We start from the raw sequence: 25,722 nt of genomic DNA, 5'->3' as shown, positions 1-25,722 counted from the left end.
GTTTTGTCTACTTATTCCTCTTTTGTGTTCCTTGTTGCATAAATAACAGGGTTCTTCCTGGTCGTTTGTTCCTTTCCATGGACTTTATCTTTGTAAACAGAAAAACAAACAAAAAGGCTTTATTATTTTTGGAGGTAATTAAACAAGACAAATGAAACACATAAAGACAACATTATTCGCTATCGGTTGCAGCTTTCTGCTTTCCGTTCCAACGACTTTTGCTAAGGCTGAAAGGCTTCCGGATGAGGCGTCCTATCCCGTCCTGCAAGAATTGGCCGGAGTCAAAACCTCCGCTATCCTGTTAAGCGGAACCTGGCAGTTCCGTTATTCCCCGGATAGCAAATGGACCCCGATACAGGTACCGGGAGAACCGGCCATGCAGGGATATGCCATTGAACATGACAAGCCGTTTATATACCGGAAATCGTTCATCGTTCCGGCTGATTACGCCGGTAAACATACGATCCTGCGTTTCGACGGTGTCTACAGCCACGCCCGTCTTTTCGTGAACGGTACTTTTGTCCGTGAACATCATGGAGGCTTTACCCGCTGGGAAACGGATATAACAACTTTTGTCCGTCCTGGAAAAAAGAATGAGATACGCCTGGAGGTAACGGATCGGATAGACGATATTTCGTATGCATCCGGTTATGCACACCATCCGATCGGAGGAATCTTGCGCGATGTGACCTTGTTCGCTTTGCCTGAAACCTGCCTGTACGACTTCTATGCGGAAACGCATCTCGATACGGCCTTTCAGGATGCTGTCCTGAAGGTCGGCTATGTCGCTCCCGAGCCGGATGGAGTGGAAGTCTCTTATACACTGACCGCTCCTGACGGGAAAACATATCCGTTATCCCGATCCTTATTTCCCTTAAAAGAGGGTGAGAATATAAACGAACTGGCAGTGGAGCGTCCTTTGAAATGGGATGCCGAACATCCGAACCTCTATAAACTGGCTGTCAGCTTGCGAAAAGACGGGAAAGAGATCGGCAGCTTTGAACGCTGTATCGGTTTCCGTGACGTGAAGATCGAGAAAGACCGTATGCTGGTGAACGGTATGCCTGTCAAGCTGAGGGGCGCTTGCCGCCATGATATCCATCCGACGTTAGGGCGTACGACTACAGCAGAGCTGGATAGTCTCGATGTGATTTTGTTTAAGCGTTCCAATATGAATTTTGTTCGCACCTCGCATTATCCTCCTACGGAGCGTTTTCTGGAATATTGCGATCGCTATGGCATCTATGTAGAGAGTGAAACCGCCGTATGTTTTGTCGACACTTACCGCCAGAAGAATTATGCGCCGGGTAGGACGCAGGATAGTGTAGAGTTTGCTCCTCGCTACCTGTCGCAATGTCGTGAGATGGTGAAATCATTCCGTTCCCATCCCTCCATTCTCTTTTGGTCTATCGGTAATGAAAGCGTCTATGGTGCCAACTTCCAGCAGTCCTGGGACTGGGTGAAGGCGACGGATAAGACCCGCCCTGTCATTTTCAGTTATCCCGGATCGGTAGGAGAGAAAAAGCCGGTCTACGATATCCTGAGTATGCACTATCAGGATGTAAACGGTAACCTGAATCAGTGGAACCGCACGACTCGAGGCTTTCAGGGAGAAGGGATACCTGCCCTGTTCGATGAGTGGGCGCATCCGGCCTGCTACACGTATGAGACCTTACAGGAAGATCCGAATATCCGTGAGTTCTGGGGGCATTCTCTCGAGATGATGTGGCGTGGCTTGTTTGATGCTCCCGGTGGTCTGGGAGGTGCCATTTGGGGATATGTGGATGAAACTTTTATGCTTCCGGAACCGAAAGTCGGTACTGCATTCTGGAAAGAGTTTGCCCATACCGCCAAGCCGGAGGATTATCAGGGGAAATGTGTCGGCTATGGCGAATGGGGAATTGTGGATGTCTGGCGCCGTGAGAAACCGGAGTTCTGGGCCACCAAGAAAGCCTATTCCCCAGTTCGCCTGATGACGACCGAAATCCCCTCTTTTACCTCCGGCCAGCGTTTATTCCTTCCTGTTTATAACCGTTTTGACCATACCGATCTGAACGAGATACAGATACGTTATACCTATAAAGGTTTAGAAAAAGAGCTTGCCGCTCCTTCCGTCGCTCCTCATCAAAAGGGACTGTTGATAATCCCTGCCGAAGCTTGGGAAAAGGGAGAGCCCTTGCTGGTTCGTTTCTATACGGCAACCGGTGAATTGCTGGATGCCGAACAGGTATCGTTAGGCGGTGATTCGTATGGGGATGTCTCGCAGCAGATGTCTCCCGTATCCGCCCAATTGCAGGTAGAAGAGACACCCGGACAGATTTGTGTAAAAGGTATGGACTTCGAGATTCCGTTCTCCAAAGAAACCGGTCTGATCTGTAACGCTACATCCAAAGGGCAGGTTATTATTGAGAAAGGCCCGTTCCTGCACCTCGATATCAACCTGAACCACCTGACCGGAGCGGAAGTTCGCAAAAGCGCCCGAAAGTTTCTGACTTCGGATAACGACTGGAAGAAACAGAGCTTTACTTATACCAGAAAAGAGGGAACTGTGGAAGTCGCTCTCGCTGGTTCGTATAAGGACGTGCTAACGGATATTCTGATCCGGATATCCCCTCATGGTGAGATGAATGTCAGTTATACGGTAGCGGGACAGCCGAATGGCTATCTTCGTGAAACAGGTTTGTCCTTCTATCTGCCCGAATGCCTGGATTATCTGCAATGGCAGCGTAAAGGTATGTGGAGCTATTATCCTGAAGATGCTTTTGCCGGTAATACGGGGAAAACATCTCTTTATAATCCGAAGTCAGTACAATATGGCGAGAATCCCGGTCAGCCCTGGTCGTCTGATACGCATAACTACTATTATTGGGCAGATGCGGGTGCCAACTGTGACCGCCCGTTAACCCAAATGGCAAAGGGCATGAAAGAAAATATCTATCGCTATACACTTTCCTCTACGGGCGAAAAGGTTGGGCTTACGGTTTGCTCCCCGGATGCTTCGCTGGCTTGCCGCGCCTCTAAAAGAGGTGACGGACAGTTGATGCTTTACATTAATAATCGCTGGGATTACCCGGAAATAGCCTGGGGAAATTATTGTAAGACGCAGGAGGCTGTGCCTTGTTATGGTGAGATGAAGATTGTGTTTTGAAAAGTTTCAAAAGTAATATCATGGCACGCTGATGACATTAATAGAGCGGATGATTACAGATTGTGTCAGCGTGCCATGATTGCAGTAATAGTATGCTACTTAATCCCCAACTTAGCCTTAGTAGCCTTTGGTATCGCATCCTTATGAACCATCACATAGATGGTTTTGGCGCGGACGAAGCTTTCGGACATATTGAGGTAGCCGCCGAACTTGTTACGGTCGGTGCCCCATGAGTTTTTGGTGATGTAGTATTTTGTGCCGTTCTGGTCTTTGGTGATACCGGTCACGTGCATCAGGTGGTCGTCGGTTGTCACGAACGATTCGAAACCTGCTTGGCGTACTTCCGGAGTCACGTTGATTTCCGGATAAGGATGTTCGAACTTGAAGACCTCTTCCAGGCGTTCCTTCTCGCCTAATTTCTCGAAACGGGCGCGGTCCGTACCGGACAGGTCTTCCACCTTCTTCACTTCCGGATTAATGGCGACACCGTTCGTGAAAGAGAAACCCTTCTCGCTTACGTCACCGTCCCAGCAGACCGTATAGCCGTTGTTCAGGGCATAGTCCACAGTTTCCATCATCTCGTCGAGCGGCAGGTTGTACATCAGGGAATGTTCCCAGTTGTCGGGCACTTCCACGTCGAACTTCACATAGTACGGATGGTGCGTGAAACTTGTCAGTTCGATATAATCGTCCATATTCAGGCCTAATGATTCGGCAAACGACTTTGGTGTATATTCCTTTCCCTTGTAGGTGAACTTTTCCGGCAGCTTGCCTAAATAGGTGTCGAACAGGTTTTCGATCAGCTTGTCATATTCCGGGCTGCGTTGTTTCGCCTTGACAGCCACGTCGGCGAGAGCATGCATGAAACGAACCATTTCGCTGTGGTTATGTCGGTCCGAATCGTAGTTGATACCCGTGTAAACCTCTTCCGGAACGATCCCAACCTGGCGGTATGCATTCATAAAGGTATGCGAGAGGCTGCCTTGTCCGATGTTCCCTTCCCCGCGACGCAGGTAGTTGTCCTGCAACTGGTTCATATATTTCTGGCGGACAATGAACATCTCCGAAAGATCGTACGTCCCCTTACCCATACGGAGCAGCTCCGATTCCATAAACGAAGTAGTGGCAAAACACCAGCAGGTGCCTGTTGCAGCCTGGTTCTTTACCGGAGTAGCGGGAACCTTCACCACCTCTGTAAACTGATACCCCTGGCCAAACACCGCCGAAGCAGAAAGCGCCAGTACACAAGATAGAATAAGTGATTTCATGATATATAATTTATAATTTAACTTTCAACTCTCAACTTTCAACTGCTTAAAATCCTCTCGCAAACATCCCCCAGAACTCGTCCGCCATCTCCTGCCAGCGAAGGATCGTAGCCCCTGCGAAGTCCGCCGTGTAGCCGGTCAGGAATGCCCGTGCAGCTTCTTCCCCTTTCGTGCCCTGCAATTCTTTGTAGCGGCTTTCCACGAAAGGCAGTTCGGACAGCCCTTTCTCCTCGAAATGAGCGACCGCTCCGTTGATTTTGTCTTTCGTCAATCCCCAACGGACTGTTGCCAACTTGTTAGCCGTCCGGTATTTCCATACGATGGCATCTTCCCGGTGACGGTGTTGTCCGCATATACCGAAAGAAACAGGAAGCTGCGTTGTCCCGGCAAAGATCGGAATACGCGGGCTCTGTCCCGGATTATCGAACGACAGCCAGGCGACGCCGCCCACTGCATCCGGCAACCAGCTGCGAAGCTGTATCACATGCGAGTAAGAACATTGCGGGACAGCCACCAGGCGATTGCGTGTCACCGTGCCTTCCTTCACACTGTTCAGCATATTCAGCATATCCGTTCCCATCCAGGGATTGGCAGCCGGACTGACAATCGTATCCATTTCTTTTGTTTCCCGGTTTCTGACAGCCACTTTCAGGTTTTTCGTCATATCCCAGTCCGTTCCTTCATATGTCTGCCGGAGCAAGGCCATCACATCCGAAACGGCAACCGGTTTGTCAGGCTTCACACTGATCGGAAGCTCTTCCGAGTCGTACGACAGGTTGAGCGAAGGAGCAAGCGCATTCAGGATGAAATACTCGCGGACACTGAACGATTTCAGTTCTCCGAAATAGTTGCTTCCGCTATAGGCCTTCCAGAACTTAAACGGCTCCTTGCCGTCCCAGAAGCCCATCTTTTTAGCCACCGAGAATACGTTATCGGAAGCCATATAGTAGTCCTTGTCTTTCAGGTCGAGCGTCGAGATACGTGAGATATTGGCCGATACCCCCACATGGTCGTCCGGGATACGGACTGCCGCCCATACACCCCCGATCTTATCCGGCCCTTCGCCGAACACTTCGAAATGCCACACCTCGTTGGGGTCGGCAATCGTCAGGCATTCCCCTGAATCCCCGTATCCATACTCGGCAACCAATTGGCCGATTAACCGGATCGCTTCACGTGCCGTCGTGCAACGCTGCAAAGCTATCTTTTCCAACTCTTCGATCATGAACATGCCTTTTTCGTTCTGCATCTCCTTACGTCCGGAGATAGTCGTTTCGCCTATCCCTAACTGCTTCTCGTTGAGGCAAGGGTAGGAGGTGTTCAGGAACTGATACGTCGAACGGGCTTCCGGAATTGTCCCCTTCAACTCCACATTCGTGCGGTCGGCAGGGTATTCGGTGTGCATGCGTCCGTTGTAGATTTGGGCTGTCGTGTCGCGGTCATACCGGGCAGCCGGGACGATTTCCATCCACGTACGGTAGTTTCCGTCGCACGTGTGGCTCGTCATCACCGAACCATCGGCTGAGGCTTTCTTGCCGACCATGATGCTTGTACAACTTTCGGGAGTGTTGACCGGCCGGGAGTATTCGATTTCCTGGGCCAGCAGGTTACAACAGTAACAGATAAAGGCGATCGTAAGGATAAAAAGTCTATTCATGAGTTTTGTTCTTTTGTTCAGCGGCTAAAGATATAAATTTTATATATATTTGCCCAATAATATTACAAGCCATGAGAAAACTAATTTATTTAAGCACATTACTACTTCTATTCGTGTTGCCTGCGATGGCACAACAACCTTTGTTCCCGACGCCGGCAAAGGTACAGAACGGCAAAGGTTCGTTCACCATTGGAAAGAATCTCCAGATACAAGGAAATGGCGGATACGCCGATAAATTGGCTGCCGCCCTGCCGGTCGAGTTGAAAGACGCCGGTATGCAATCATCGCCTGCTAATGGGACGATCCGTCTGGAGCTGATCCCGGATCAGAAGATGGCCGATGAAGCCTATACGCTCGTTGTTGAACCCGGCAGTATCCTGTTGCAAGCCTCTTCCGAATCCGGACTGTTCTATGCCAAGGAAGCCCTGTTGCAACTCTCCCGTTTCGGTAAAGGCAGCGTGCGCGCCTGTAAGATACAGGATCAGCCGCGTTACGGCTGGCGCGGTTTCATGCTCGACGAAAGCCGCCACTTCTTCGGAAAAGAGAAAGTGAAACAATACCTGGACATCATGGCGTCTCTCCGTCTGAACGTCTTCCACTGGCATCTGACCGACGAACCAGGCTGGCGTATCGAGATCAAACGTTACCCGAAGCTGACCAGCGTAGGTGCTATCGGCAACTGGCATGATCCGAAAGCTCCGGCACAGTTCTACACCCAGGACGAGATCAAAGAAATTGTGGCCTATGCCGCCGACCGCCAGATTATGGTAGTTCCCGAATTCGATATGCCGGGGCATGCCACATCCGTCAGCCGTGCTTATCCCGAAGTATCGGGCGGCGGTGAAGGTAAATGGAATGGCTTTACTTTCCATCCCTGCAAGGATGAAACGTTCGAGTTTATCAGTAACGTACTCGACGAGATTGTAGCTCTTTTCCCGTCTCCCTATATCCATATCGGAGGTGACGAAGTCCATTACGGTAACCAGAGTTGGTTCACCGATCCCGAAATCCAGCAGTTCATCAAAGATAAGAACTTAGGTAACGAGGTCGGCCTGGAACATTACTTTATCCGCCGTGCCGCCGATATCGTAGCCTCCAAAGGCAAGACAATGATCGGTTGGGATGAAATGATCGACGCCGGCGTTTCGCCCGACAAAGCTGTTATCATGTGGTGGCGCCACGACCGCAAACATCAGTTAGTGAAAGCTCTCGAAAACGGCTACCGTGTGATTATGACTCCGCGCCGTCCGTTCTATGCCGACTTCATCCAGTATGGCGCTCATAAGGTGGGGCGTGTATGGGGCGGCTACAACACGGTCGAGGATATCTGCCGTTTCCCGGAAACCATTATCCACCTGACACGCGATTACGAAGACCAGTTGATGGGCCTCCAGTTCTCCCTCTGGACCGAACGTGTAGCCGATGCCAAACGTCTGGACTTTATGACTTTCCCCCGTCTGGTAGCCGTAGCCGAATCCGCATGGACCCCGGCCAAGTCAAAGGAATGCAGCCTCTTCATGCAGAAGCTTCCTTACTTTCTGCAATACCTCGATACCAAAGGCATTTACTATTTCAACCCCTTTGCCCCCGACACCACTCCCGAACCCGGTGCACCGGACAAGGAGGATGAGTTGAAGAATGGGTAAGGTTTCTGTAAAAAAAGTGTATCTTTGCATTAGACGTAACAGAAAGACAAGAAAGGAAGACAGAATGGATCCGAATGTAAGAAATAAAGTGGAATATATCATTGCCGTTATAAGTGAGTTTGCCGCGGCCCATTCACTTAACACATTACAGGCATATCGCTATTTGGAGAGATTCAAAGGCCTCGATTTTGTGAACCGTTTCTATAATGTGGAGCATACACTCTCGTTTGAAGACGTAATAGAAGACCTTACAGCCTATTGCCACAGGAAAGGGGGAGCGTTGGTATGATTTTGTATCATGGCTCTAATACAGACATCGCCGAGATAGACCTTGCAATCTCTAAGGTCGGCAAGGATTTTGGATGCGGTTTCTACCTTTCGGCAGATAAGGGACAGGCCTTGGAGTTGGCTGTCAGAAAAACCGAACAATTGGGAATTGGAGCACCTACGCTGAACACTTACGAATTTGACGAGAACGGTTTGCGTGATATGGGTTTGTCTGTACTCGAATTTCAGGAATACAGCAAAGAATGGGCAGAGTTTGTATTGATGAATCGCCGGAATCGTACACGTACACCTTCGCATAGTTATGATATCGTTATCGGTCCCATAGCAAATGATTCAGTTGGCTTTCAGATACGTCGTCTTACATCCGGACTGATAGAGATGGACAAGTTTCTTGAAGAACTTAAATATATGAAAGGTGTGACTATGCAGTACTTCTTCGGTACTCCAAAATCTGTCCATTATTTAACTAAAGTAAGTGAGGTATGACCAAAGAATCATTCATGATAGAGGAGATTTCCAAGGAAATTGTGTTGCTGCTTATGGAGGAGCATCAGATGGATATGAATGAGGCTCTCAAGGCACTCTATACCTCGGATACATATACTCGGCTTATTAATCTTGAAACGGGACTGTATGCCCAAAGTACAGCCTATGTGTATGAATATCTTGAAAAAGAACTGGCAACAGGGAAAATGGTGTAACGGGCCCCTACATTCCCTTCCAGTTCTTGGCTGGAGAATATATTTTTCAAATGTTTCGTAATAACGCTTTTCTCTTTTCTAAAACAACTCTGCAATCTGTGCCTGTGTCAGTCAGACCGTAAGGTTTTCATAAAGAAAATCCCCCTATTTTGCCCCTTTTTTCCAAAAAGGCTAAAAAAGAGGAGGGAAGGGTATGCGCTAAAAAACATATCTAAGCATTTGATTGTAATGGATATATAAAAGTCTTTTAAAAGATATTGGACGGTACACTTTAAGGCCTGTTTTAGAGGGCTGTTTTTACCCTGTTTTGTGTTTGTAAGCTATTGGGAATAAGAAAGATAAGAGTCTTTTCCAAAATGACTAAAAAAAACGTACGTTTAAATTCGTCACAAATTTACGCATACTTTTCAAACCTGCAATTCTTTTCCCAAATATTTTGTGTTGTCATATATGCTTTTTTATCAATTAGATAGCTTAACCTATACGAAAATACCTCTTCTTGTTACGAACCTTGAAACAGTCCCCAAGAAATGACGAATTTAAACGTACGTTTTAGCAGACAAAGTACAATCATTAACATATACCTTAATATAAGGTTGGGAAGCTAAGACTGGAACGAGTATCATTTCAATATATAGTATTATTAATTTTAAATGTTTAAAGTATGAACAAAAGTATTTTTACTCTTATGACAGCGGCTCTGCTTATGACGGGGTCGGTGTTTAGTAGTGCCTATGCAGCTATTGGCGATAAAGCTAAAGTTGTGTATACTGCATCTAAAATGAAGCTTGAGAATGGCTCAAAATTCTATTTACAAGCACAAACTTCTGATAACTATTATCCTGCTGCAACTATTACGGTAGAAAACAAAGGTTATGTATCTTTCGGGACAGCTAAAACAACTTCAACTTGGAATGATGTTGCAGTATTTGAAGTTCGTAATTTATCGAACTCTGCATCTGGTGTGACTTTTGAATTGTGGGTGGGTGATAAACAAGTATTAGTTAAAGCCGATGGTTCTGCTATTTCCGATGGAACTGGTTTAAAGCTGAAAGATCTAATTTCCTCTTTTTCTGTAGGGTATGCTGATGTTGCAGATAAGGGACAAATCAACTTCAGTGGTTTGTACACAGCTACTACTCCATCAAAACAAGTTGCCGAGGATGCTACAGCTGTATCTCTTAGCGAAGAAATCGGTGCAACTCAGTTGAACGAATACAACGCTAACTCAATCACATTGAGCTTTGATGCTGACAACCTGGAAGGTAATGTTTTCAGCTCTTTAAAACCTGTAACATTAGAGGCTAATAAGTTAGGTACATCTCCTGCCGGTACTTACTTTGTATCAGGCAAAGCGGCTGATATTGCTGCTTTCATTGCTGACGCAAAAGAAGCAACAGCAAAGAAGCTTTCTTTTGCAACTGTAAAGAATGAACAGTATAAGATTGATGCTTTACAGGCTGGCGAAGGTTATAAATTAGTTATGACAAGCGGTGCTGATTTCTATAAGACAACAGATGCTGCTGAATTTGACAATGCAGCTTTCATTACAATTACAGCTATTGATCAGTTGAATGATGAAGGTAAGATCAAGTTGGCAATGAAACCGAAAATTGGTGCTACTCCTACAGCTACACCTGTTGAAGTTTGCGCAATCAAAGCTTCTGATACGGATACTAAAGCTTATGTAACAACAGTTATCTCTGCAACGAAGTTTACACCTATCTATGCTTCTCTGGGAGCTAACTCTTATATCGATGCTTCTGCCTTGTTGAAGAAGAATGAAAAGAGCGTTTATAACATCTATTTCACAAGCAATGATCCGAGTGTAGAAGGTGGTACTCTTACTGAATATCACAAATATTTGACTGTTACAGCTAATGACGGACATTCAGCATACCAATTGTCTGCTCTTCCTGCTGATGATGTAGACTTGACTTTACCCCAAACTCAATGGGTTGTATCTAAGTTTGATGGTAAGTATGAATTTACATTTACAAACAGAGAAGCAACAGGTACTGTAGATGTTTCTACATTGACTTTGAAATTGCAGCCGACAGACAATGAAGGCGAATATGAAATTGTGGCAGGTTCTGGTTCTATTGTTGGTGGTGTAACTACTTCTACAGCCTTAACAGCAACAACAGTTAAATTTATTCCGGTTGCTTCAACAAGCAAGACAGACGGTTTCCTGAATATGTCTGCCGATGAGATGAAGGCTGGCGTTATGCTGTCATTCAAAGGTAAAAATGCATCAGTAGGTGAACAAACTTATTATGCAGCGGCTGCTACAGATAAACTTGTCCCGAACTTGGATGCATCAAAGGCTGCAGTTCTGAGCATTGCTAAAGCAAAAGGCAAAATGGATGGTCAGGGTTCTGATGTAGAAAACTACATTATTAACAAGATTGATTATGCATATATCAATGATAACGGTGAACCTACTGTTAAAGCAAATGGCGATACATTAGCTGTTCCAGGTTATAAGTTGAGCTATTTTGTTGGTACAACTGAAAATAAAGTAAGAGGAGTTTTGGCTCTGGATGCAAGTACTGCTTCTGAATACTTTTTCAAAAAACAATTAGATGGAACTTATGTAATGACAGTATTCACTTCATCTCCTGCATATACATCTGTTGCTGCAAATTCAAAAGCGTTAGGTGTCAAAACAATTGCAACACCGGAGTTTAGTGCTGATCCCTATTTGTATGCTCCTGTTGCTGCAGACTTTGCAGACATTACAATCCTGTTGAATGATAATTCTGATAAAACAACATTGCCAGCAGAACCTCGTCATGCTTCATTTGATAATAAATTAGGTTCGATTGCCATGCAGCTGAATACAAATGGAATCAATGAAGGCATCTTAAACAATGAGGGTATAATCTTCTGGTTAGATACGGCTGATAGCAAAGCAATCACTCCGTCATTCTATCTTTCTCAGGGTGTAGCTACTGAAGATGAAGAAGTAGCTGCTGAAAGAATGTTCATGTACTTTGCACAGGATTCAATGTCGATTTATAATGAAGGTGGTGCTATCATCAAAGAAAATAAAAACTATTTGTTAGAAGGTACTGAAAGCGATCCGAAAGCAATTTTCCGTCTGGCTACTCTGACAGGTGTTGATACACTGGCTACGACTGTGAACGGTGAAGCTGTAAATGTTGTAAACAAAGCTAAAAAGGCCGGTGAGGTTGAAGGCTTGAAGAGCTTCAAGTTCGGTATTTGTTTGGCAGATGAAGATGTTGAAGGTGAATATAAGATCTATTCTAAAGCAGATGCTTCTAAATATCTGTATAGCGTAAATGGTAAGCTTGGTTTTGGTACGGAAGAACAGGCTATGGTCTTTACTCTGGGTTCCGGAGTTCCTACCGCCAACGATGCCACCCCTTCCGTAACCGAAGTAAAAGTGATTGCATCTGAAGGTGCTATCCAGATCATCGGTGCTCAGGGCAAGAAAGTTGTTGTAAGCAACATTCTGGGCCAGGTAATAGCTAACACAGTAATCTCTTCAAGTGACGCAACAATTGCTGTTCCGGCAGGTATCGTAGTCGTAGCTGTTGAAGGCGAAGAGGCTGTAAAGGCTATTGTTAAGTAATTGAGATTTTATAATCAAAATAATCTAAATAATACCACGCGGCGTTATGTGTCAAGTACCCTGTGAGGGAGAACAAGTGGTAGTATTAATACTAAAGTAATGAAATTAAAAGTTCTACTGTTAGTATTTCTGTGAAGAAAGAAAACAGGTTTTAAAAAAGACCCCGGGAGAATACTTCCGGGGTTTCTTTTTGGGTTTACTCTTCCTTTTTGCAACTGAAAATAGACATATTAGCAAATATGATGTTCGTTATTCTTCCGTTTCGTCAAAATCGTTCCGGATGTATTTACCGTCTTTGTGGTTGTTCGTTATATATCGGATAATATACCGGTCATCTCGGCGGGAAAAGAATATATACCAGGTGGTATGCTTGCTGGTTTTGCGCCGGAAGAATACATAATACAAGTCTTTGCCATAACGGTTAAAACGTTTTTGGGTAATGGGTGAAAGCTTGTAATGGGGAATTTCAGGTATTGTAACGATGAAGTCGACAATATCATCAACAAGGGATTCTGCATATTCGAGAAAAGAGTAATAATCTTTTTCAAGTAATGTTATGGTTAAATCCTGTAGGTAGTCGTATATAACGACAGGAATAATAACTCTATTACTGTCGCTGACGAGCTGCATAATGTTCTCTCAACTTTTCTTTTGCATATTTGCGAAATTCTTCCGGAGTCAGTCCGTTTTCCCAGTCCCTCTCGAATTCGAGTTTTAGGCGTTCCTCTCTTGATAAGGCCTGGACGGGATGTTCGTTTTGGTATGTTGTTGTGTTCTGCATATCTTAATATGTTGTTGATTTTGTATCTTATAGATGCAAAGATAGATTAATAACTCTATATATCGCTAATTTTCACCGGATTTTTCCCTATTTTTGCGCGTGTTTGTCAAATGCATTTGAAATAGACATAAATGGATAATAAATATATACGAAATTCATTCCGCTTGTTGTATGGAATGCTGTTGCTGGTTGTCATCTATTCGTGTGCCAATATCGGCAGTCCGAACGGGGGACCTTACGACGAGGACCCGCCTAAGTTCGTGAGCAGCACACCTGTACCGAACCAGGTTAATTACAAGGGGAAGAAGATCGAGATCCTGTTTGACGAACTGATACAAATCGACAAACCTTCGGAAAACGTGATTATCACGCCTCCCCAGATGGAACTGCCGATCATCCGTTCTGCGGGTAAGAAGGCGGTGATTGAACTGAAAGATACGCTGAAGGAGAACACGACCTATACGATCGACTTCACGAACTCTATCGCCGACAACAATGAGAAGAACATTTTTGAGAACTTTTCTTTTGCCTTTTCCACCGGTGATGTGATTGATACGCTCGAAGTCTCCGGAGTGCTTCTGAACGCGGAAAACCTCGAACCGATGCCCGGTATTACGATCGGTCTGCATAGCAACCTCGAAGATTCGGCCTTTGTCAAATTGCCTTTCGACCGCACGTCACGCACGAACGACAAGGGGCAGTTCACGATCCGCAACATCGCCCCCGGCACGTATCATATCTTTGCCCTGAACGATGTCAACCGCGACTATAAGTTCGACCAGCCCGGCGAAGATATCGCTTTTTTAGACTCCGTTATCGTTCCAACCTTTGAGCTGACCTCCCGGCAGGATACCGCCTGGAAGGACAGTCTGACGATCGATACGATCCGTACGGTCGGCTACACCCGCTTCATGCCGGACAACATCGAACTCCGCCTCTTTAAGGAGAAGTTTGAGCGCCAGTATATGGTGAAGCCGGAACGTCCGGACGAGAAATACTTCACGCTCCGCTTCAACTCGAAGTTGGATACCGTTCCGGTGCCCGTCCCCATCAACTTTACTCCGGAAGACAGCGCCTGGTATTTTGTCCAGCAGACGGAAGGCGGCTTAGCTGTCAACTATTGGCTGGCCGATTCGACTGTCTGGAAGCAGGACACGCTGCAGGTGCAGGTCTCTTATCCGAAAAGCGATTCCCTGAATATCCTCCGTTCGCAGACCGACACCGTGCAAGTAGTCATGCGTCGCCGCCCGGCAGAAAAGAAAAAGAAGAAGAAAGACGAGCCCGAACCGATCGATTTCCTCGGAATGCAGGTGAACGCTTCCGGCTCGATGAATCTGTTCGACACGATATCCGTTACGTTCTCAGAACCGGTGCTGGATATCAACGAAGATATGTTCTTCCTCGACCAGAAGGTCGATACCGTTTGGAATGCCGTCGATTTCGAGTTCTTCCCCGATACGACGAACAGCCTGAACTTCTTTATCAAACGTCCCTGGAAGTATGGGGAGGAATATCGCATAGAAGTGGATTCGGCTGCTATCACCAGCCTTTACGGCAAATGGAACAACTTCTTCACCAGCGAGTTTAAGATCAAGAAGGAAGATGAGTACGGCCATTTCTATCTCAATATCGTCGGTGTGGACACAACTGCCTTTGTCGAGTTGCTGAGTTCGGGAGATGCCCCGGTCCGCAAGGCGAAAGTAAAAGACGGCGGCGTCCTCTTTATGGACCTGAAGCCCGATAAATATTATGCCCGCATCATCATCGACACGAATGATAACGGTGTCTGGGATACCGGTAATTATGCCGAAAAGCGGCAACCCGAGAAGGTGTATTATTCACCCAAGATGTACGAGATCATGCAGAACTGGCAGGTGGAAGAGACCTGGAATGTCACCTCGACCCCGTTAGCCAAGCAGAAACCTCTTGAGATAACGAAGAATAAGCCTAAAGAAGTAACCAAGAAGAAAAGAAACTACAAAGATGAAAGTCAACAATCATCGTCAAGGAATAATAGCGGCGGCAATATGGGAATGCCGTTCTAAAGTAGCCTGCCTGTGGCTGGTACTTTTGTTGTTGCTGTTTGCCGCCGTGACGGAAGCGCAGACGATTCCTGTCAGGGAACGGTTCTGTCCCGGAGAGAAGGTGCAGTATGAGCTGTACTTCAAGTGGGGACTCCTGATGCCCCGTGCAGGCCATGCCACTCTTTCCATCCAGGATGCGGAATATGAAGGAAAGCCTTCCTACCATTACCGCCTTCTCTTCGCTACATCCGGTATTATCGAGAAACTCTACAAGATGCGTGACACGCTCGATTGCCATTTCTCTTCCGATATGCTGCTGCTCCGCAGTGAGAAACGCGTGAACGAGAATGACTATTACCTGATCGACGATATTCATTTCTCGTACGACAACAAAAAGATATTCGCCCATTCCCACCGCTATACGCCTTCCCGCACGAAGATCGACACGATGCTGGTTTCGGAAGACCCTTATATGTTCGATATGCTGGGCGCGACGATGTTCCTGCGCTCCTTAGACTGGCATACGATGAAGACGGGCGACACTTTCCCCTTCCAGGTGGCGATCGGCCGGGACCGTATCAATATCAGTTTCCGTTACACCGGACAGCAGATTGTCGAGCGGACCGAGACGCTGAAATACCGTACCCGCCATTTCTACATCGACATCTACGACGACGCCTTTACCCAGAGCAAGGAAGCTGCCGAAATCTGGATCGGCGACGACGAGAACCATATCCCGATCAAGATACGCGCCAAGCTGAAGATCGGTGCCGCCGAGGTCTACTATAAGTCCTCCAAAGGCTTGCGCTATCCGCTGACTTCGCGGGTAGAGATAAAGAGAAGGGAACAATACTAAGTTACCCGCGCGGCTTTGCGGGTAAAGCAATCGTGAAACACGTTTCCGCGTAAGGTTGCGAGACGACGGACAGTTCTCCGCCGTGCATCCGTACGATCTGGCGGGAGAGGCTGAGGCCGATGCCGCTTCCCGTTGCTTTGGTCGTGAAGAAGGGGACGAAGATGTCGTCCTGCAGGTCCGAGGGGATGCCCGGCCCGTTGTCCGTCACCCGTATTTCCAACTCGTTCTTTTGCTGCTTTACCTGGATGCGGATATGTCCGTCTTCCTGTCCTTCGAGGGCTTGCATGGCGTTCTTCAGCAGGTTGATCAAGACCTGTGAAAGCTGTTCTTCATCCGCATAAACCGTTATCTCCGGCTGGAAAAGGTCGAGGGAGAAGCGGATCTGTTGCCGTTGCATATCCGGTTGGTGCAGGGTTTGCAGGTTTTGGAGCAGGCGGATGAGGGAGAACGGTTTGGGTTCCGGTTTCTTCAGGTGGGCGAATTGCCGGTACGACTCGGTGAAATGTATCAGGCTTTCCCCCTGGCTCTTGATCGTGTCGAGTCCGCGGACGGTCTTGCGGATCGTCGTGTCGGTGATCTCCTCGCTGCTTTTGACGGATTCTTTTGTCCGGAAATAGGAGAGGAGCGTGCCGGAAAGCGAGACGATCGGAGCGATAGAGTTCATGATCTCGTGCGTCAGGACGCGCATCAGCCTGTCCCACGATTCATATTCCTTCCGGTGCAGTTCGCGGTCGAACTCCTTCCGTTTGTTTTCGGTCATCAGCTTGTGTATGCGGTTGAAAGCGGCGTGCAGGCGGCGTTGTTCGCGGCTGCCGATGTTTTCGGGGAAGTAGAGCATGGACTCGTTGTCTTCTATCGCATCCAGGAAGAGTTGTATCCTCCGGTTGTAAACATTGAGATAGTAGACGAGATAGCTGATCATCCAGGCGGCGATGAAGAGCGCCACGATGCCGAGTATGACCGCCCGCCCCGTCACGATACCTGCCGCGCCCAACCCGGCCACCACGACGATGGCAACGACTTGCAACAAAATACGGATGTAAAGGCGGATGCTGAACATATCGGTCGGGGGGATCAGAGGTTGAAGCGTTTCATCTTATTATATAGTGTCTGCCGGCTCACCCCCAACTGTTCGGCGGCGGCTGTCAGATTTCCCTCGTTCTGGGTGATGGCGGCCAGGATCGCCTGCCGTTCCACTTCGCCGAGATTAGGCGCTTCGCTGAAGGAAACCGCTTTGCCGGGACGGATGAAGAGGTCGGAAGCGCGTATCACATTCTTTTCGGCCAGGATCACCGCCTTCTCGATCGTATGTTGCAGCTCGCGGATATTGCCCGGCCAGTCGTAGTTCGTCAACTTCTCCACCGCTTGCGGATGCAGGCTGATCCCCGTCCGCTTATAAAGGGCGGTGTATTTCTTCAGGAAATAATCGGCGAAGAGCGCGATGTCCTCCCGCCGGTTGCGCAGAGGCGGGATTTCGATCTGTATCGTGTTGATGCGGTAGAACAGGTCTTCGCGGAAGAGCGAGTGCGCAACCATTTCCGGCAAGTTCCGGTTCGTGGCGGCAATCAGGCGGATGTCGACCGGAATCTTCCGGTTGCTCCCCAGTCGGGTGATCTCGCGGTTCTGCAAGGCAGCTAACAGCTTGGCCTGCAATCCCAACGGCAGGTTTCCGATCTCGTCGAGGAAGAGCGTGCTTCCGTGTGCCGCCTCGAACTTGCCCGGCCGGCTCTCCCGCGCGTCGGTGAATGCGCCCCGCTCATGTCCGAACAGTTCGCTTTCGAACAGCGATTCGCTGACGGCTCCCATATCCACATGGACCATTTCGTGGCGGCTGCGGAGCGAGAGGCGGTGTATCTCGCGTGCCAACATCTCTTTCCCCGTTCCGTTCTCGCCGGTGATCAGGACGTTTGCATCCGTCTTGGCTACTTTGGTCACGACCTTGATGAGCTTCATCATGACCGGAGAATGGCCGATAATCATCGCCGGTTCGCTCGGACGCTTTGGAGGCGGCAGCGGTTGTCCGGACTGCCGTCCCTGCAAGGCGGCGCGTATCTTTTCCAGCAGGTTGTCATTGTCCCAGGGCTTGAGCACGAAATCGGCAGCCCCGCTTTTCAACGCCTTTACCGCCAGTTCGACGTCTCCGTAGGCCGTCAGCATGATGACGGGCAGCCCCGGCGCGATCTCCTGTATCCGGCGAAGCCAGAAAAGCCCTTCGTTGCCGGTATTGACGCCGGCGGAGAAGTTCATATCCAACAAGACAAGGTCGACCGGCCTGCTGTCCAGAACCGACAGGATGCTGTTCGGGTTCGAGGCAGTCTCCACCTGCTCGAACTCGTCTTCCAGGAGCAGTTCGAGGGAGGTCAGCACGCTCTTGTTGTCGTCTACTATCAGGATTGTTCCGGCTTGCATAGTCTCTTTTTCCTGTAAAGTTATCCGCTTCCGGAATACCTTGCAAGCAAGCGTCAAAATATTTGACACTTTCAGGGGATTATTCTGCGGTTGGCCGCCGCCGGCTGCCGTCCTGATTTCAGTTACATGGGAGGAAATAATGGTTTTGTTCCCATCTAAAAGGAATCGTGTCCCATGCAATCCTTGTTCGACCCGGGTCGAACAGTTGTTTGACCTCCGTCGGACAGCTGTCCCACCCTCGTCGAACAGCTGTCCGACCCGGGTCGGACAAGGATTGAGACGGCGTTTGTGGGAATCAGGTGCCTGTTCTTCTGCTTTTTCATGGGACATTGTTGAAAACAGGACGGCAGGCGGTGCCGGGCAGACAGGCAGGCGGGAAGAGACGGGCAGTGTCAAATAGTTGGACGGATGGGTGTCAAAATTTTGGACGGTTGGCGGGGAGGTCCTCTCTTATCCTGCTGATTATCCGTGCGCTACGTTTCTGGCACGCCGTTTGCTTCCCTTCTTGTATGACGACAGACAGTAATATGGACATCCGCATCGAGCGCAAGTCCCGCTTTAAGAAGAAACATATATATGCCGTTGCAGGAGGGAGTTTCGTGCTGCTCTGCCTGCTCTGGTTCATCTTTCGCGACACCTCTTCTTCGTTGACGGTGGACAAGGAACGCCTCACGGTTGCCGCCGTGCAGAAGGGTGAGTTTAACGATTATATCCGCGTTATCGGGCAGGTCTTGCCGGACCGTATCATCTATCTCGACGCGATTGAAGGCGGCCGTGTGGAGGAACGCCTCATCGAAGAAGGGGCGCAGGTCAAGGCGGGCGACATCATCCTGCGCCTCAGTAATCCGCTCCTGAATATCGGTATCCTGCAAAGCGAAGCAGACCTCGCCTACCAGGAGAACGAGCTTCGTAACACACGCCTCAGCATGGAACAGGAACACCTCCGGCTGAAGCAGGAGCGCATCGAACTGAGCAAGGAACTGACGCGGAAGGAACGCCGGTTCAAACAGTATGGGCGGCTGTGCGAGGAGGGCCTCATCGCCCGCGAAGAGTTCCTGCAGGCCCGTGAAGATTATGAGACCGCCCGCGGACAGCTCGCCGTCGTGGACGAACGGATCGAACAGGACGCCCTTTTCCGAAGCAGCCAGCTGAAGAGCCTGGACGAGAACATCCGGAATATGAAGAAGAGCCTCGCCCTGGTGCGCGAACGCTTGGAGAACCTGAAGGTGAAAGCGCCTGTGGACGGGCAGTTGGGCAACCTCGAAGCCCAGATCGGGCAGTCTATCGCCCAGGGAGAGCGGATCGGACAGGTCATCACCCCCGAACTGAAGGTCGAGGCGAAGATCGACGAGCATTACGTGGAGCGCATCCTGCCCGGCCTTCCCGCCAACTTCGAACGCGAGGGAAGGACGTATGATATGACGGTCACGAAAGTTTACCCGGAAGTGCGTGAGGGGCAGTTTCGTACCGACCTGCATTTTGTCTCCGGCCGGCCGGAGAATATCCGTGCCGGACAAACCTATCACCTGAACCTGCAACTGGGCGATCCGGTGCAGGCGGTGATCGTCCCCCGCGGCAGTTTCTACCAGGCAAGCGGCGGCGAGTATATGTATGTGGTCGACGAGGAAGGCAAGACGGCCCGCCGCCGCCCTGTCCGTATCGGCCGACAGAACCCGCAATATTATGAGGTGGTGGAAGGACTGCAACCGGGCGAGCGGGTGATTATTTCCGGCTATGACTTGTTTGGGGATAACGAGAAACTAATACTAAAATGATATATTTGCGAATATGGTAGTATCAAACTATTGGAACAGTGCCCGGCGCAGCCTGGCGAAGAAGAAAGGATTTAGCGCCATCAATATAGCGGGGCTGGCGATCGGTATGGCGGCCGCCCTGCTGATCCTGACCTATGTGGCTTTCGAGTATAGCTACGACGATATGCACGACCGGCAGGAGCGCATCTTCCGCGTCGAGGCGCGTTTCTACGAGAACGGGGAGCTGACGGACGACTGGGCTTCTTCTTCCTCCGGATATGCTCCGGCGATGAAGCAGAACCTGAGCGCCGTGGAAGATTACACCCGTGTCGGCAGCCAGTACTTCCCCGAGCAGGTGGTGAAGTACAACGAGCTGCTGTACCGGGAGACCGGCATCGGATATGCGGAGGCTAACTTCTTCAATTTCTTCGACTTCAAGCTGCTGAAAGGGGACAGGAACACCTGCCTGGACGGGCCGAACAAGGTGGTGATTACCGAACGCATCGCCCGGAAATATTTCAAGGGAAAGAACCCGATCGGGAAGATACTGATCTTCCGTAGCAACATCGGGGAGGAGGCTTGCGAGGTGACGGGCATCATGGAAGATATGCCGGTGAACACGCATATCCGCTATAATCTCCTGATTTCTTACAAGACGCTTCCGAAGTGGCTGGACGACTATTGGTACCGGCACGAGGTCTATTCCTACGTCCTGCTGAAGTCTGCCGGGAAGAAAGAGCAGGTGGAGCAGGAATTTCCCGCCATGGCGGAGAAATATAAGACGGAAGAGGCGCTGAAGAACAAGACTTGGGCGATCCAGCTGGTCAACCTTCGCGACATCCACCTGAACCCGCAGAAGGCCTACGAGCCGGAGGTGAAGGGAAACCGCTCTTCCATCTGGGTACTGATCTGCACGGCGCTTGCCATCCTTTGCATCGCCTGGATCAATTATATCAATATGACGGTTGCCCGCTCAATGGAGCGCGCCAGGGAGATCGGGATACGCCGCGCTTCGGGGGCGAGCCGCAGGCAGATCATCGGCCAGTTCCTGTTTGAATCGCTACTGACGAACGGAATTGCTTTCGTCTTAGCGGCGGGATTGATGGAGGCGTTGATGCCGGCTTTCAACCATCTGACGGGACGCGCTTTGAGTTTCTCCGTTTGGTTTACGACGCCGTTGGGGGGATATTTGTTGCTGATCTTTGCGGTTGGGGTGTTCCTGTCGGGTTTCTATCCGGCGACGGTGCTGTCGGGGGTGAAGCCGATGCGCCTGCTGAAAGGGAAGTTCACGCATACGCGGGGTGCGGCTATCACCCGCAAAGTGCTGGTCGTGTTACAATATACGGCTTCCTTGGTCTTGCTTTGCGGGACGCTGATCGTGTATGCGCAATTGCAATATATGCGGAACGCCTCTTTAGGCGTGCGCGTGAATCAGACGCTTGTCCTTAAATTCCCGGCGCAATGCGAGGAGTTAGCGATGAAGCTGCAGGCGTTCAAAAAGGAGGTCGCCTTATTGCCTTCCGTGAAGGCGGTTACGGTTTCCGGCGCGGTGCCCGGGACGGAGGTGGCGGATTTTCTTTCCATCGTCCGCGAGAGCGATGTGACGAAGCAGACGCGCCTGTTAGAGATGCTGAGCTGCGACGAGTATTTCCTGAATGCTTACGGCCTGAAGTTTGTGGCCGGACGGGGTTTCTCGGAGGATTACGGGGGAGATGTCTATAATATCGTCCTGAACGAATCGGCGGTCCGCACGTTAGGCTTCGACTCGCCGGATGCCGCTTTGGGACAACGGCTGTCTGTCGAGACGGTCGACCGCCCGATGCAAATTATCGGGGTGGTGAAGGATTACCACCAGCAATCCCTGAACAAAGACTATACGCCCATCTTGTTCGCCCTGCACGAGAAGCTGAGTTGGATGAAGCAGCGTTATATCTCGGTCGTCCTGGAGAGCGGTAGTCCGCGCGATCTGGTGAAGCAGACGGAGGCGGTGTGGGAGCGTTATTTCCCGGATTCCAGCTATGATTACTTCTTCCTGGACCAGTTCTTCGACCAGCAATACCGGCAGGATGAGGTGTTCGGGCTGATCGTGGCGTTGTTTGCGATATTGGCGATCTTTATCTCTTGCATGGGGTTAGGCGTGCTGGTCATGTTCTCCTGTTCGACCCGTACGCGTGAGATGGGGATTAGGAAGGTCCTGGGTGCTTCCAATATGCAACTGTTCTATGAGTTGGGACGCGAGTTCTTCCTCTTGATAGCTATTGCGATCGTGATCGCCCTTCCGCTTTCGTGGCTGATCATGAGCGGCTGGCTGAGCCATTACTCGTTCCGTACGGACTGGGAGGCCTGGTTCTTTGTCGTCCCGGTGATTCTGTTGTGTGTGATCTCTTTATTGACCATCGGTTGGCAGACCGCCAAAACCATTTTCAGCAAGCCCGCCCGCTCTTTGCGCTACGAGTAAATAAAAGAATGTACGCTATTTGCTTATCTGACGGCAATAGCGTACATTTGTCGTGTATCAATAACAAAGAAAGGACATTCATTATGACGCAGTTGGAATTGCAGGCACGCAAACTGAACCTGATACAGGATATCATCAATACGATCGACAACGACGAACTGATGAGCCGCCTGGAATCAGCTTATAAGCGGTTGAAGAATTCTGCCGCCGGACAGCATCGTCCTTGCGCTTATACGCTCGAAGAGGTGAATGAGCGGTTGGATGAAGCCGAAAAGGCAGATAAGGAGGGACGTTATATCAGCCATGAAGATATGCTTAACGAAGTAGAATCATGGTGGAAATGAAAATCCAATGGCTGGAAACAGCGCAGGAAGATTTACGTCAGCTTCGTGCTTATTACATAGATAACGCAGGAATTAATGCGACGCGAAAACGTATAAGAGAAATCACGGAAAGGGTTTCTCTCCTCTCTGCAAATCCCTATTTGGGAAAAGCGGAGCAAGAACTTGGCAGGAAAACTGAGCAGTATCGCTTTCTTGTCTGTGGAGATTATAAGATTTACTATTATGTTAAAGAACAAAGCATTAAAATAGCTTTGCTTTGGGATTGCCGACGAAATCCCAAACGTTTGTTTGATAGATTAAAGTAAGTAATTACTCTATCGCCGCAAACGGCAACTCCGTATCCTTTCTGTAACCCGTTCCGTTGAAGGTGGCGATGAGGTCACCGGCTTCGTTGGTGATGCGTACTTCGCAGTTTGCAAGCCGTTTGTGGCTGAAGGCTTCGCGGGCTTCGGCATAGAGGAAGCCTTTGCTTTCGGCTTTGAAGAAGTTGATGCTGGAAGTGATCGAGAGCGTCAGCCGTGCATGGCTGTTCGTCGCGGCGGCAAAAGCAAGATCGGCAAGAGTGAAGATCGCTCCACCCTGGCATACTCCGCCACCGTTCAGATGTTCCGGTTTTATTTCCATCCGGGCTTTTGCATAGCCATTACCGGTTTCCAACAGTTCTACACCGGCCAATAGGGCGAACTTGTCGCCTTGAAGAAATTCGTTTATTGTCATAATTATAGTATAAGAAATAATGAACTACCTCGTTCCCGCGCTCCGACGCGGGATCGCAAAATAACCAGCCATATCCACCTGCAAATGATGATTTAACGATGTCAGGATAACGGCCTCGTGGGGGTGGTCCCAAACCCGGCCCAAAGCCCTGTAAGGGCGATACATTGTGACACAGGATGTTACCGGTGCCGCCCTTACAGGGCTTAAAGAGGGTAGGAAGCCGTTTCCCTTAACCCAAGGCTCACGCCTTGGGCTGAGATCTGCCGGGCTTACAGCCCTAAGACAATGTCGCTAAATCATCATTTATGGTTCAATATAAAACCTGTTCCTTTGCGATCCCGCGTCGGAGCGCGGGAACGGGATAGTTCAGTTCTGTCAAATATCGAATGTCCGCCCTGTCAACTCAACTTCCATTCCGCGCCGTCCTTCGTGTCTTTGATTTCGAAGCCGAGGGCGGTCAGTTCGTTGCGGATTTTGTCGGATGTGGCCCAGTCCTTGTTGGCTTTGGCCTGCTGGCGGATGGTCAATAACAGATCCATCGCTTTGCCGAATGCCTCATAGCTGCTGCCGCCGGCAGAGGCTGCTTCGTCTTTCATTCCGAGGATGTCGAAGACGAATGTATGGAAGACGTCTTGCAACTCTTTCAGGTCTTCGGCCGAGATCGTAGCCTTGCCGTCCTTCACAGAGTTGATGGCGCGTGTGGCATCGAACAGGTGGGCGATCACGATCGGCGAGTTGAGGTCGTCGTTCATGGCGTCGTAGCACCGGCGGCGCAGGTCTTTCACGTCGACCGTCGAGGCGTCGGATGCTTTCAGCTTCATCAGGTGGTTGTAGGCATCCATCAGACGCTCCAGACCCTTTTCGGCCGCTTGCAAGGCTTCGTTGCTGAAGTCTACCGTGCTACGGTAATGCGCCTGGAGGATAAAGAAGCGGATCGTCATCGGTGAATAAGCCTGATGCAATATCTTGTTGCTACCCGTAAAGAACTCGTCTAACGTGATGAAGTTACCCAACGACTTGCCCATCTTCTGACCGTTGATGGTGATCATGTTGTTGTGCATCCAGTAGTGAACCATATCGTCTCCTTGCGAAGCGACCGCCTGAGCGATCTCGCATTCGTGATGCGGGAAGATGAGGTCCATGCCGCCACCGTGGATGTCGAAATGCTCGCCCAGGTACTTCTTGCCCATCGCCGTACATTCGCAATGCCAGCCCGGGAAACCGTCGCTCCAGGGAGAAGGCCAGCGCATGATGTGTTCCGGTTGTGCACATTTCCAGAGGGCGAAGTCGACCGGGTTATGCTTCTCGTCCTGCCCGTCCAGAGCGCGGGTCGTGTTGAGCATATCGTCGATGTTACGGCCGGAAAGGACGCCGTAGTTATGATCCTTGTTATATTTCTCCACGTCGAAGTAGACGGAACCTTCGCTCTCGTAGGCATAGCCATTGTCCAGGATCTTCTTCACCAGTTCGATCTGTTCGATGATATGTCCGGATGCATGCGGCTCGATGCTGGGAGGCAGGACGTTGAGCGCTTCCATCGCATGATGGTAACGGTTCAGGTAATACTGCACCACTTCCATCGGCTCCAACTGTTCGAGGCGGGCTTTCTTGGCAATCTTGTCTTCGCCGTCATCCGCGTCGTGTTCGAGGTGGCCGACATCGGTAATGTTGCGTACGTAACGTACTTTGTATCCTATATGAGTCAGGTAACGGAACAGCAGGTCGAAGGTGATGGCCGGGCGTGCATGTCCCAGATGCGCATCGCCGTAAACGGTCGGACCACAAACATACATTCCCACATGCGGCTCGTGCAGCGGGATGAACTGTTCCTTTTTTCTTGTAAGCGTGTTGTAAATACTTAATGGATGTTCCATATCTATTTATTTTTAAGAGGGGCAAATATAGGAATAATCTCTGCCTTTGCCAACCTGTCGGGAAGGTATTTACGCGATTAATTACGGATAGGGTACAGATTATCGAGGGGAACAGCCGCAGATTAAAATAAACACATAGCGAAAAAGAAAATTTGAGCAAAGCGTAGCGAATTAGCTGAAACAGCGTTCGTTACGCTTT

General features: G+C 49.5%; 20 protein-coding genes. 12 read left to right on the top strand and 8 right to left on the bottom strand.

Going from position 1 to position 25,722, the window contains the following annotated elements; genetic code table 11:
• The first annotated feature begins 151 nt into the window (after nt 1-151).
• Nucleotides 152-3,148, top strand: a complete 2,997-nt coding sequence (locus DWU89_RS04060; protein WP_115498402.1) for a glycoside hydrolase family 2 protein — start codon at nt 152-154, stop codon at nt 3,146-3,148.
• 95 nt (nt 3,149-3,243) lie between these two features.
• Here DWU89_RS04060 and DWU89_RS04055 read toward each other — a convergent pair whose 3' ends face one another.
• The gene (locus DWU89_RS04055) at nt 3,244-4,416 is read right to left on the bottom strand and encodes a C1 family peptidase (RefSeq protein ID WP_115498401.1); all 1,173 of its coding nucleotides are present in this window, start codon (nt 4,414-4,416) and stop codon (nt 3,244-3,246) included.
• Nucleotides 4,417-4,462: 46 nt separating this feature from the next.
• Nucleotides 4,463-6,073, bottom strand: coding sequence for a dipeptidase (locus tag DWU89_RS04050; protein ID WP_115498400.1), 1,611 nt, complete (start codon nt 6,071-6,073; stop codon nt 4,463-4,465).
• Nucleotides 6,074-6,144: 71 nt separating this feature from the next.
• On the opposite strand from DWU89_RS04050, the gene DWU89_RS04045 reads away from it, so the two are divergent.
• The 5 genes from DWU89_RS04045 to DWU89_RS21200 all read left to right on the top strand — a co-directional run bounded on the left by DWU89_RS04045 (nt 6,145) and on the right by DWU89_RS21200 (nt 12,306).
• A complete protein-coding gene (locus tag DWU89_RS04045) occupies nt 6,145-7,719 on the top strand; it encodes a beta-N-acetylhexosaminidase (RefSeq protein WP_115498399.1) in 1,575 nt (524 codons plus the stop codon).
• A 64-nt stretch (nt 7,720-7,783) separates the two neighbouring features.
• The gene (locus DWU89_RS04040) at nt 7,784-8,008 is read left to right on the top strand and encodes a DUF3791 domain-containing protein (RefSeq protein ID WP_115498398.1); all 225 of its coding nucleotides are present in this window, start codon (nt 7,784-7,786) and stop codon (nt 8,006-8,008) included.
• Nucleotides 8,005-8,493: a DUF3990 domain-containing protein gene (locus DWU89_RS04035; protein ID WP_115498397.1), complete on the top strand. Its 489-nt coding sequence runs from the start codon at nt 8,005-8,007 to the stop codon at nt 8,491-8,493. The genes DWU89_RS04040 and DWU89_RS04035 overlap by 4 nt, the downstream gene beginning before the upstream one ends.
• Nucleotides 8,490-8,708 (top strand): hypothetical protein, encoded by a 219-nt coding sequence (locus tag DWU89_RS04030; RefSeq protein WP_115498396.1) that lies wholly within the window; start codon nt 8,490-8,492, stop codon nt 8,706-8,708. Before DWU89_RS04035 ends, DWU89_RS04030 begins: the two co-directional genes overlap by 4 nt.
• A 664-nt stretch (nt 8,709-9,372) precedes the next feature.
• On the top strand, nt 9,373-12,306 hold the full coding sequence (locus tag DWU89_RS21200; protein WP_147292087.1) for a DUF6383 domain-containing protein: 2,934 nt from the start codon (nt 9,373-9,375) through the stop codon (nt 12,304-12,306).
• Nucleotides 12,307-12,555: 249 nt separating this feature from the next.
• Here the strand turns inward: DWU89_RS21200 and DWU89_RS04020 are convergent, their stop codons facing one another.
• Nucleotides 12,556-12,936: a hypothetical protein gene (locus tag DWU89_RS04020; protein ID WP_115498394.1), complete on the bottom strand. Its 381-nt coding sequence runs from the start codon at nt 12,934-12,936 to the stop codon at nt 12,556-12,558.
• Nucleotides 12,914-13,087 carry a hypothetical protein gene (locus DWU89_RS20590; RefSeq protein ID WP_158543326.1) on the bottom strand — a complete coding sequence of 58 codons (174 nt, stop codon included), beginning with the start codon at nt 13,085-13,087 and terminating at the stop codon, nt 12,914-12,916. Before DWU89_RS20590 ends, DWU89_RS04020 begins: the two co-directional genes overlap by 23 nt.
• Nucleotides 13,088-13,218: 131 nt before the next feature.
• Between DWU89_RS20590 and DWU89_RS04015 the strand changes: the two genes are divergently transcribed.
• Together DWU89_RS04015 and DWU89_RS04010 are read left to right on the top strand one after the other, a co-directional pair.
• On the top strand, nt 13,219-15,132 hold the full coding sequence (locus tag DWU89_RS04015; protein WP_115498393.1) for an Ig-like domain-containing protein: 1,914 nt from the start codon (nt 13,219-13,221) through the stop codon (nt 15,130-15,132).
• On the top strand, nt 15,071-15,967 hold the full coding sequence (locus DWU89_RS04010; RefSeq protein ID WP_115498392.1) for a DUF3108 domain-containing protein: 897 nt from the start codon (nt 15,071-15,073) through the stop codon (nt 15,965-15,967). The genes DWU89_RS04015 and DWU89_RS04010 overlap by 62 nt, the downstream gene beginning before the upstream one ends.
• Nucleotide 15,968: 1 nt before the next feature.
• On the opposite strand, the gene DWU89_RS04005 is transcribed toward DWU89_RS04010, so the two are convergent.
• Nucleotides 15,969-17,027, bottom strand: a complete 1,059-nt coding sequence (locus tag DWU89_RS04005) for a sensor histidine kinase (protein ID WP_115498391.1) — start codon at nt 17,025-17,027, stop codon at nt 15,969-15,971.
• Nucleotides 17,028-17,041: 14 nt separating this feature from the next.
• Nucleotides 17,042-18,376 (bottom strand): sigma-54-dependent transcriptional regulator, encoded by a 1,335-nt coding sequence (locus DWU89_RS04000; RefSeq protein WP_115498482.1) that lies wholly within the window; start codon nt 18,374-18,376, stop codon nt 17,042-17,044.
• 527 nt (nt 18,377-18,903) lie between these two features.
• Between DWU89_RS04000 and DWU89_RS03995 the strand changes: the two genes are divergently transcribed.
• The 4 genes from DWU89_RS03995 to DWU89_RS03980 all read left to right on the top strand — a co-directional run bounded on the left by DWU89_RS03995 (nt 18,904) and on the right by DWU89_RS03980 (nt 23,237).
• Nucleotides 18,904-20,151 (top strand): efflux RND transporter periplasmic adaptor subunit, encoded by a 1,248-nt coding sequence (locus tag DWU89_RS03995; RefSeq protein WP_115498390.1) that lies wholly within the window; start codon nt 18,904-18,906, stop codon nt 20,149-20,151.
• 13 nt (nt 20,152-20,164) lie between these two features.
• Nucleotides 20,165-22,588 carry an ABC transporter permease gene (locus DWU89_RS03990; protein ID WP_115498389.1) on the top strand — a complete coding sequence of 808 codons (2,424 nt, stop codon included), beginning with the start codon at nt 20,165-20,167 and terminating at the stop codon, nt 22,586-22,588.
• Nucleotides 22,589-22,671: 83 nt separating this feature from the next.
• Complete coding sequence (locus tag DWU89_RS03985) at nt 22,672-22,932, top strand: hypothetical protein (protein WP_115498388.1); 261 nt, start codon at nt 22,672-22,674, stop codon at nt 22,930-22,932.
• A complete protein-coding gene (locus DWU89_RS03980) occupies nt 22,920-23,237 on the top strand; it encodes a type II toxin-antitoxin system RelE/ParE family toxin (RefSeq protein WP_115498387.1) in 318 nt (105 codons plus the stop codon). Before DWU89_RS03985 ends, DWU89_RS03980 begins: the two co-directional genes overlap by 13 nt.
• A 4-nt stretch (nt 23,238-23,241) precedes the next feature.
• Here the strand turns inward: DWU89_RS03980 and DWU89_RS03975 are convergent, their stop codons facing one another.
• Both DWU89_RS03975 and cysS read right to left on the bottom strand, forming a co-directional pair.
• Nucleotides 23,242-23,649, bottom strand: coding sequence for a PaaI family thioesterase (locus tag DWU89_RS03975; RefSeq protein ID WP_115498386.1), 408 nt, complete (start codon nt 23,647-23,649; stop codon nt 23,242-23,244).
• 398 nt (nt 23,650-24,047) lie between these two features.
• Nucleotides 24,048-25,523, bottom strand: coding sequence for a cysteine--tRNA ligase (cysS, locus tag DWU89_RS03970; RefSeq protein WP_115498385.1), 1,476 nt, complete (start codon nt 25,521-25,523; stop codon nt 24,048-24,050).
• Nucleotides 25,524-25,722 lie beyond the last annotated feature (199 nt).

It is taken from the genome of Parabacteroides acidifaciens, from assembly GCF_003363715.1.
In the GTDB taxonomy this organism is placed as follows: Bacteria; Bacteroidota; Bacteroidia; order Bacteroidales; family Tannerellaceae; genus Parabacteroides; species Parabacteroides acidifaciens.
The sequence above is the reverse complement of the archived record's forward strand: the minus strand, read 5'-3'. Positions and strand labels throughout refer to the sequence as shown.

What these genes read in the sequence shown, in the direction of transcription:
- DWU89_RS04060 (WP_115498402.1), top strand. Translation starts at nt 152, where the DNA reads ATGAAACACATAAAGACAACATTATTCGCTATCGGTTGCAGCTTTCTG.
- DWU89_RS04055 (WP_115498401.1), bottom strand. Translation starts at nt 4,416, where the DNA reads ATGAAATCACTTATTCTATCTTGTGTACTGGCGCTTTCTGCTTCGGCG.
- DWU89_RS04050 (WP_115498400.1), bottom strand. Translation starts at nt 6,073, where the DNA reads ATGAATAGACTTTTTATCCTTACGATCGCCTTTATCTGTTACTGTTGT.
- DWU89_RS04045 (WP_115498399.1), top strand. Translation starts at nt 6,145, where the DNA reads ATGAGAAAACTAATTTATTTAAGCACATTACTACTTCTATTCGTGTTG.
- DWU89_RS04040 (WP_115498398.1), top strand. Translation starts at nt 7,784, where the DNA reads ATGGATCCGAATGTAAGAAATAAAGTGGAATATATCATTGCCGTTATA.
- DWU89_RS04035 (WP_115498397.1), top strand. Translation starts at nt 8,005, where the DNA reads ATGATTTTGTATCATGGCTCTAATACAGACATCGCCGAGATAGACCTT.
- DWU89_RS04030 (WP_115498396.1), top strand. Translation starts at nt 8,490, where the DNA reads ATGACCAAAGAATCATTCATGATAGAGGAGATTTCCAAGGAAATTGTG.
- DWU89_RS21200 (WP_147292087.1), top strand. Translation starts at nt 9,373, where the DNA reads ATGAACAAAAGTATTTTTACTCTTATGACAGCGGCTCTGCTTATGACG.
- DWU89_RS04020 (WP_115498394.1), bottom strand. Translation starts at nt 12,936, where the DNA reads ATGCAGCTCGTCAGCGACAGTAATAGAGTTATTATTCCTGTCGTTATA.
- DWU89_RS20590 (WP_158543326.1), bottom strand. Translation starts at nt 13,087, where the DNA reads ATGCAGAACACAACAACATACCAAAACGAACATCCCGTCCAGGCCTTA.
- DWU89_RS04015 (WP_115498393.1), top strand. Translation starts at nt 13,219, where the DNA reads ATGGATAATAAATATATACGAAATTCATTCCGCTTGTTGTATGGAATG.
- DWU89_RS04010 (WP_115498392.1), top strand. Translation starts at nt 15,071, where the DNA reads ATGAAAGTCAACAATCATCGTCAAGGAATAATAGCGGCGGCAATATGG.
- DWU89_RS04005 (WP_115498391.1), bottom strand. Translation starts at nt 17,027, where the DNA reads ATGTTCAGCATCCGCCTTTACATCCGTATTTTGTTGCAAGTCGTTGCC.
- DWU89_RS04000 (WP_115498482.1), bottom strand. Translation starts at nt 18,376, where the DNA reads ATGCAAGCCGGAACAATCCTGATAGTAGACGACAACAAGAGCGTGCTG.
- DWU89_RS03995 (WP_115498390.1), top strand. Translation starts at nt 18,904, where the DNA reads ATGGACATCCGCATCGAGCGCAAGTCCCGCTTTAAGAAGAAACATATA.
- DWU89_RS03990 (WP_115498389.1), top strand. Translation starts at nt 20,165, where the DNA reads ATGGTAGTATCAAACTATTGGAACAGTGCCCGGCGCAGCCTGGCGAAG.
- DWU89_RS03985 (WP_115498388.1), top strand. Translation starts at nt 22,672, where the DNA reads ATGACGCAGTTGGAATTGCAGGCACGCAAACTGAACCTGATACAGGAT.
- DWU89_RS03980 (WP_115498387.1), top strand. Translation starts at nt 22,920, where the DNA reads ATGGTGGAAATGAAAATCCAATGGCTGGAAACAGCGCAGGAAGATTTA.
- DWU89_RS03975 (WP_115498386.1), bottom strand. Translation starts at nt 23,649, where the DNA reads ATGACAATAAACGAATTTCTTCAAGGCGACAAGTTCGCCCTATTGGCC.
- cysS (WP_115498385.1), bottom strand. Translation starts at nt 25,523, where the DNA reads ATGGAACATCCATTAAGTATTTACAACACGCTTACAAGAAAAAAGGAA.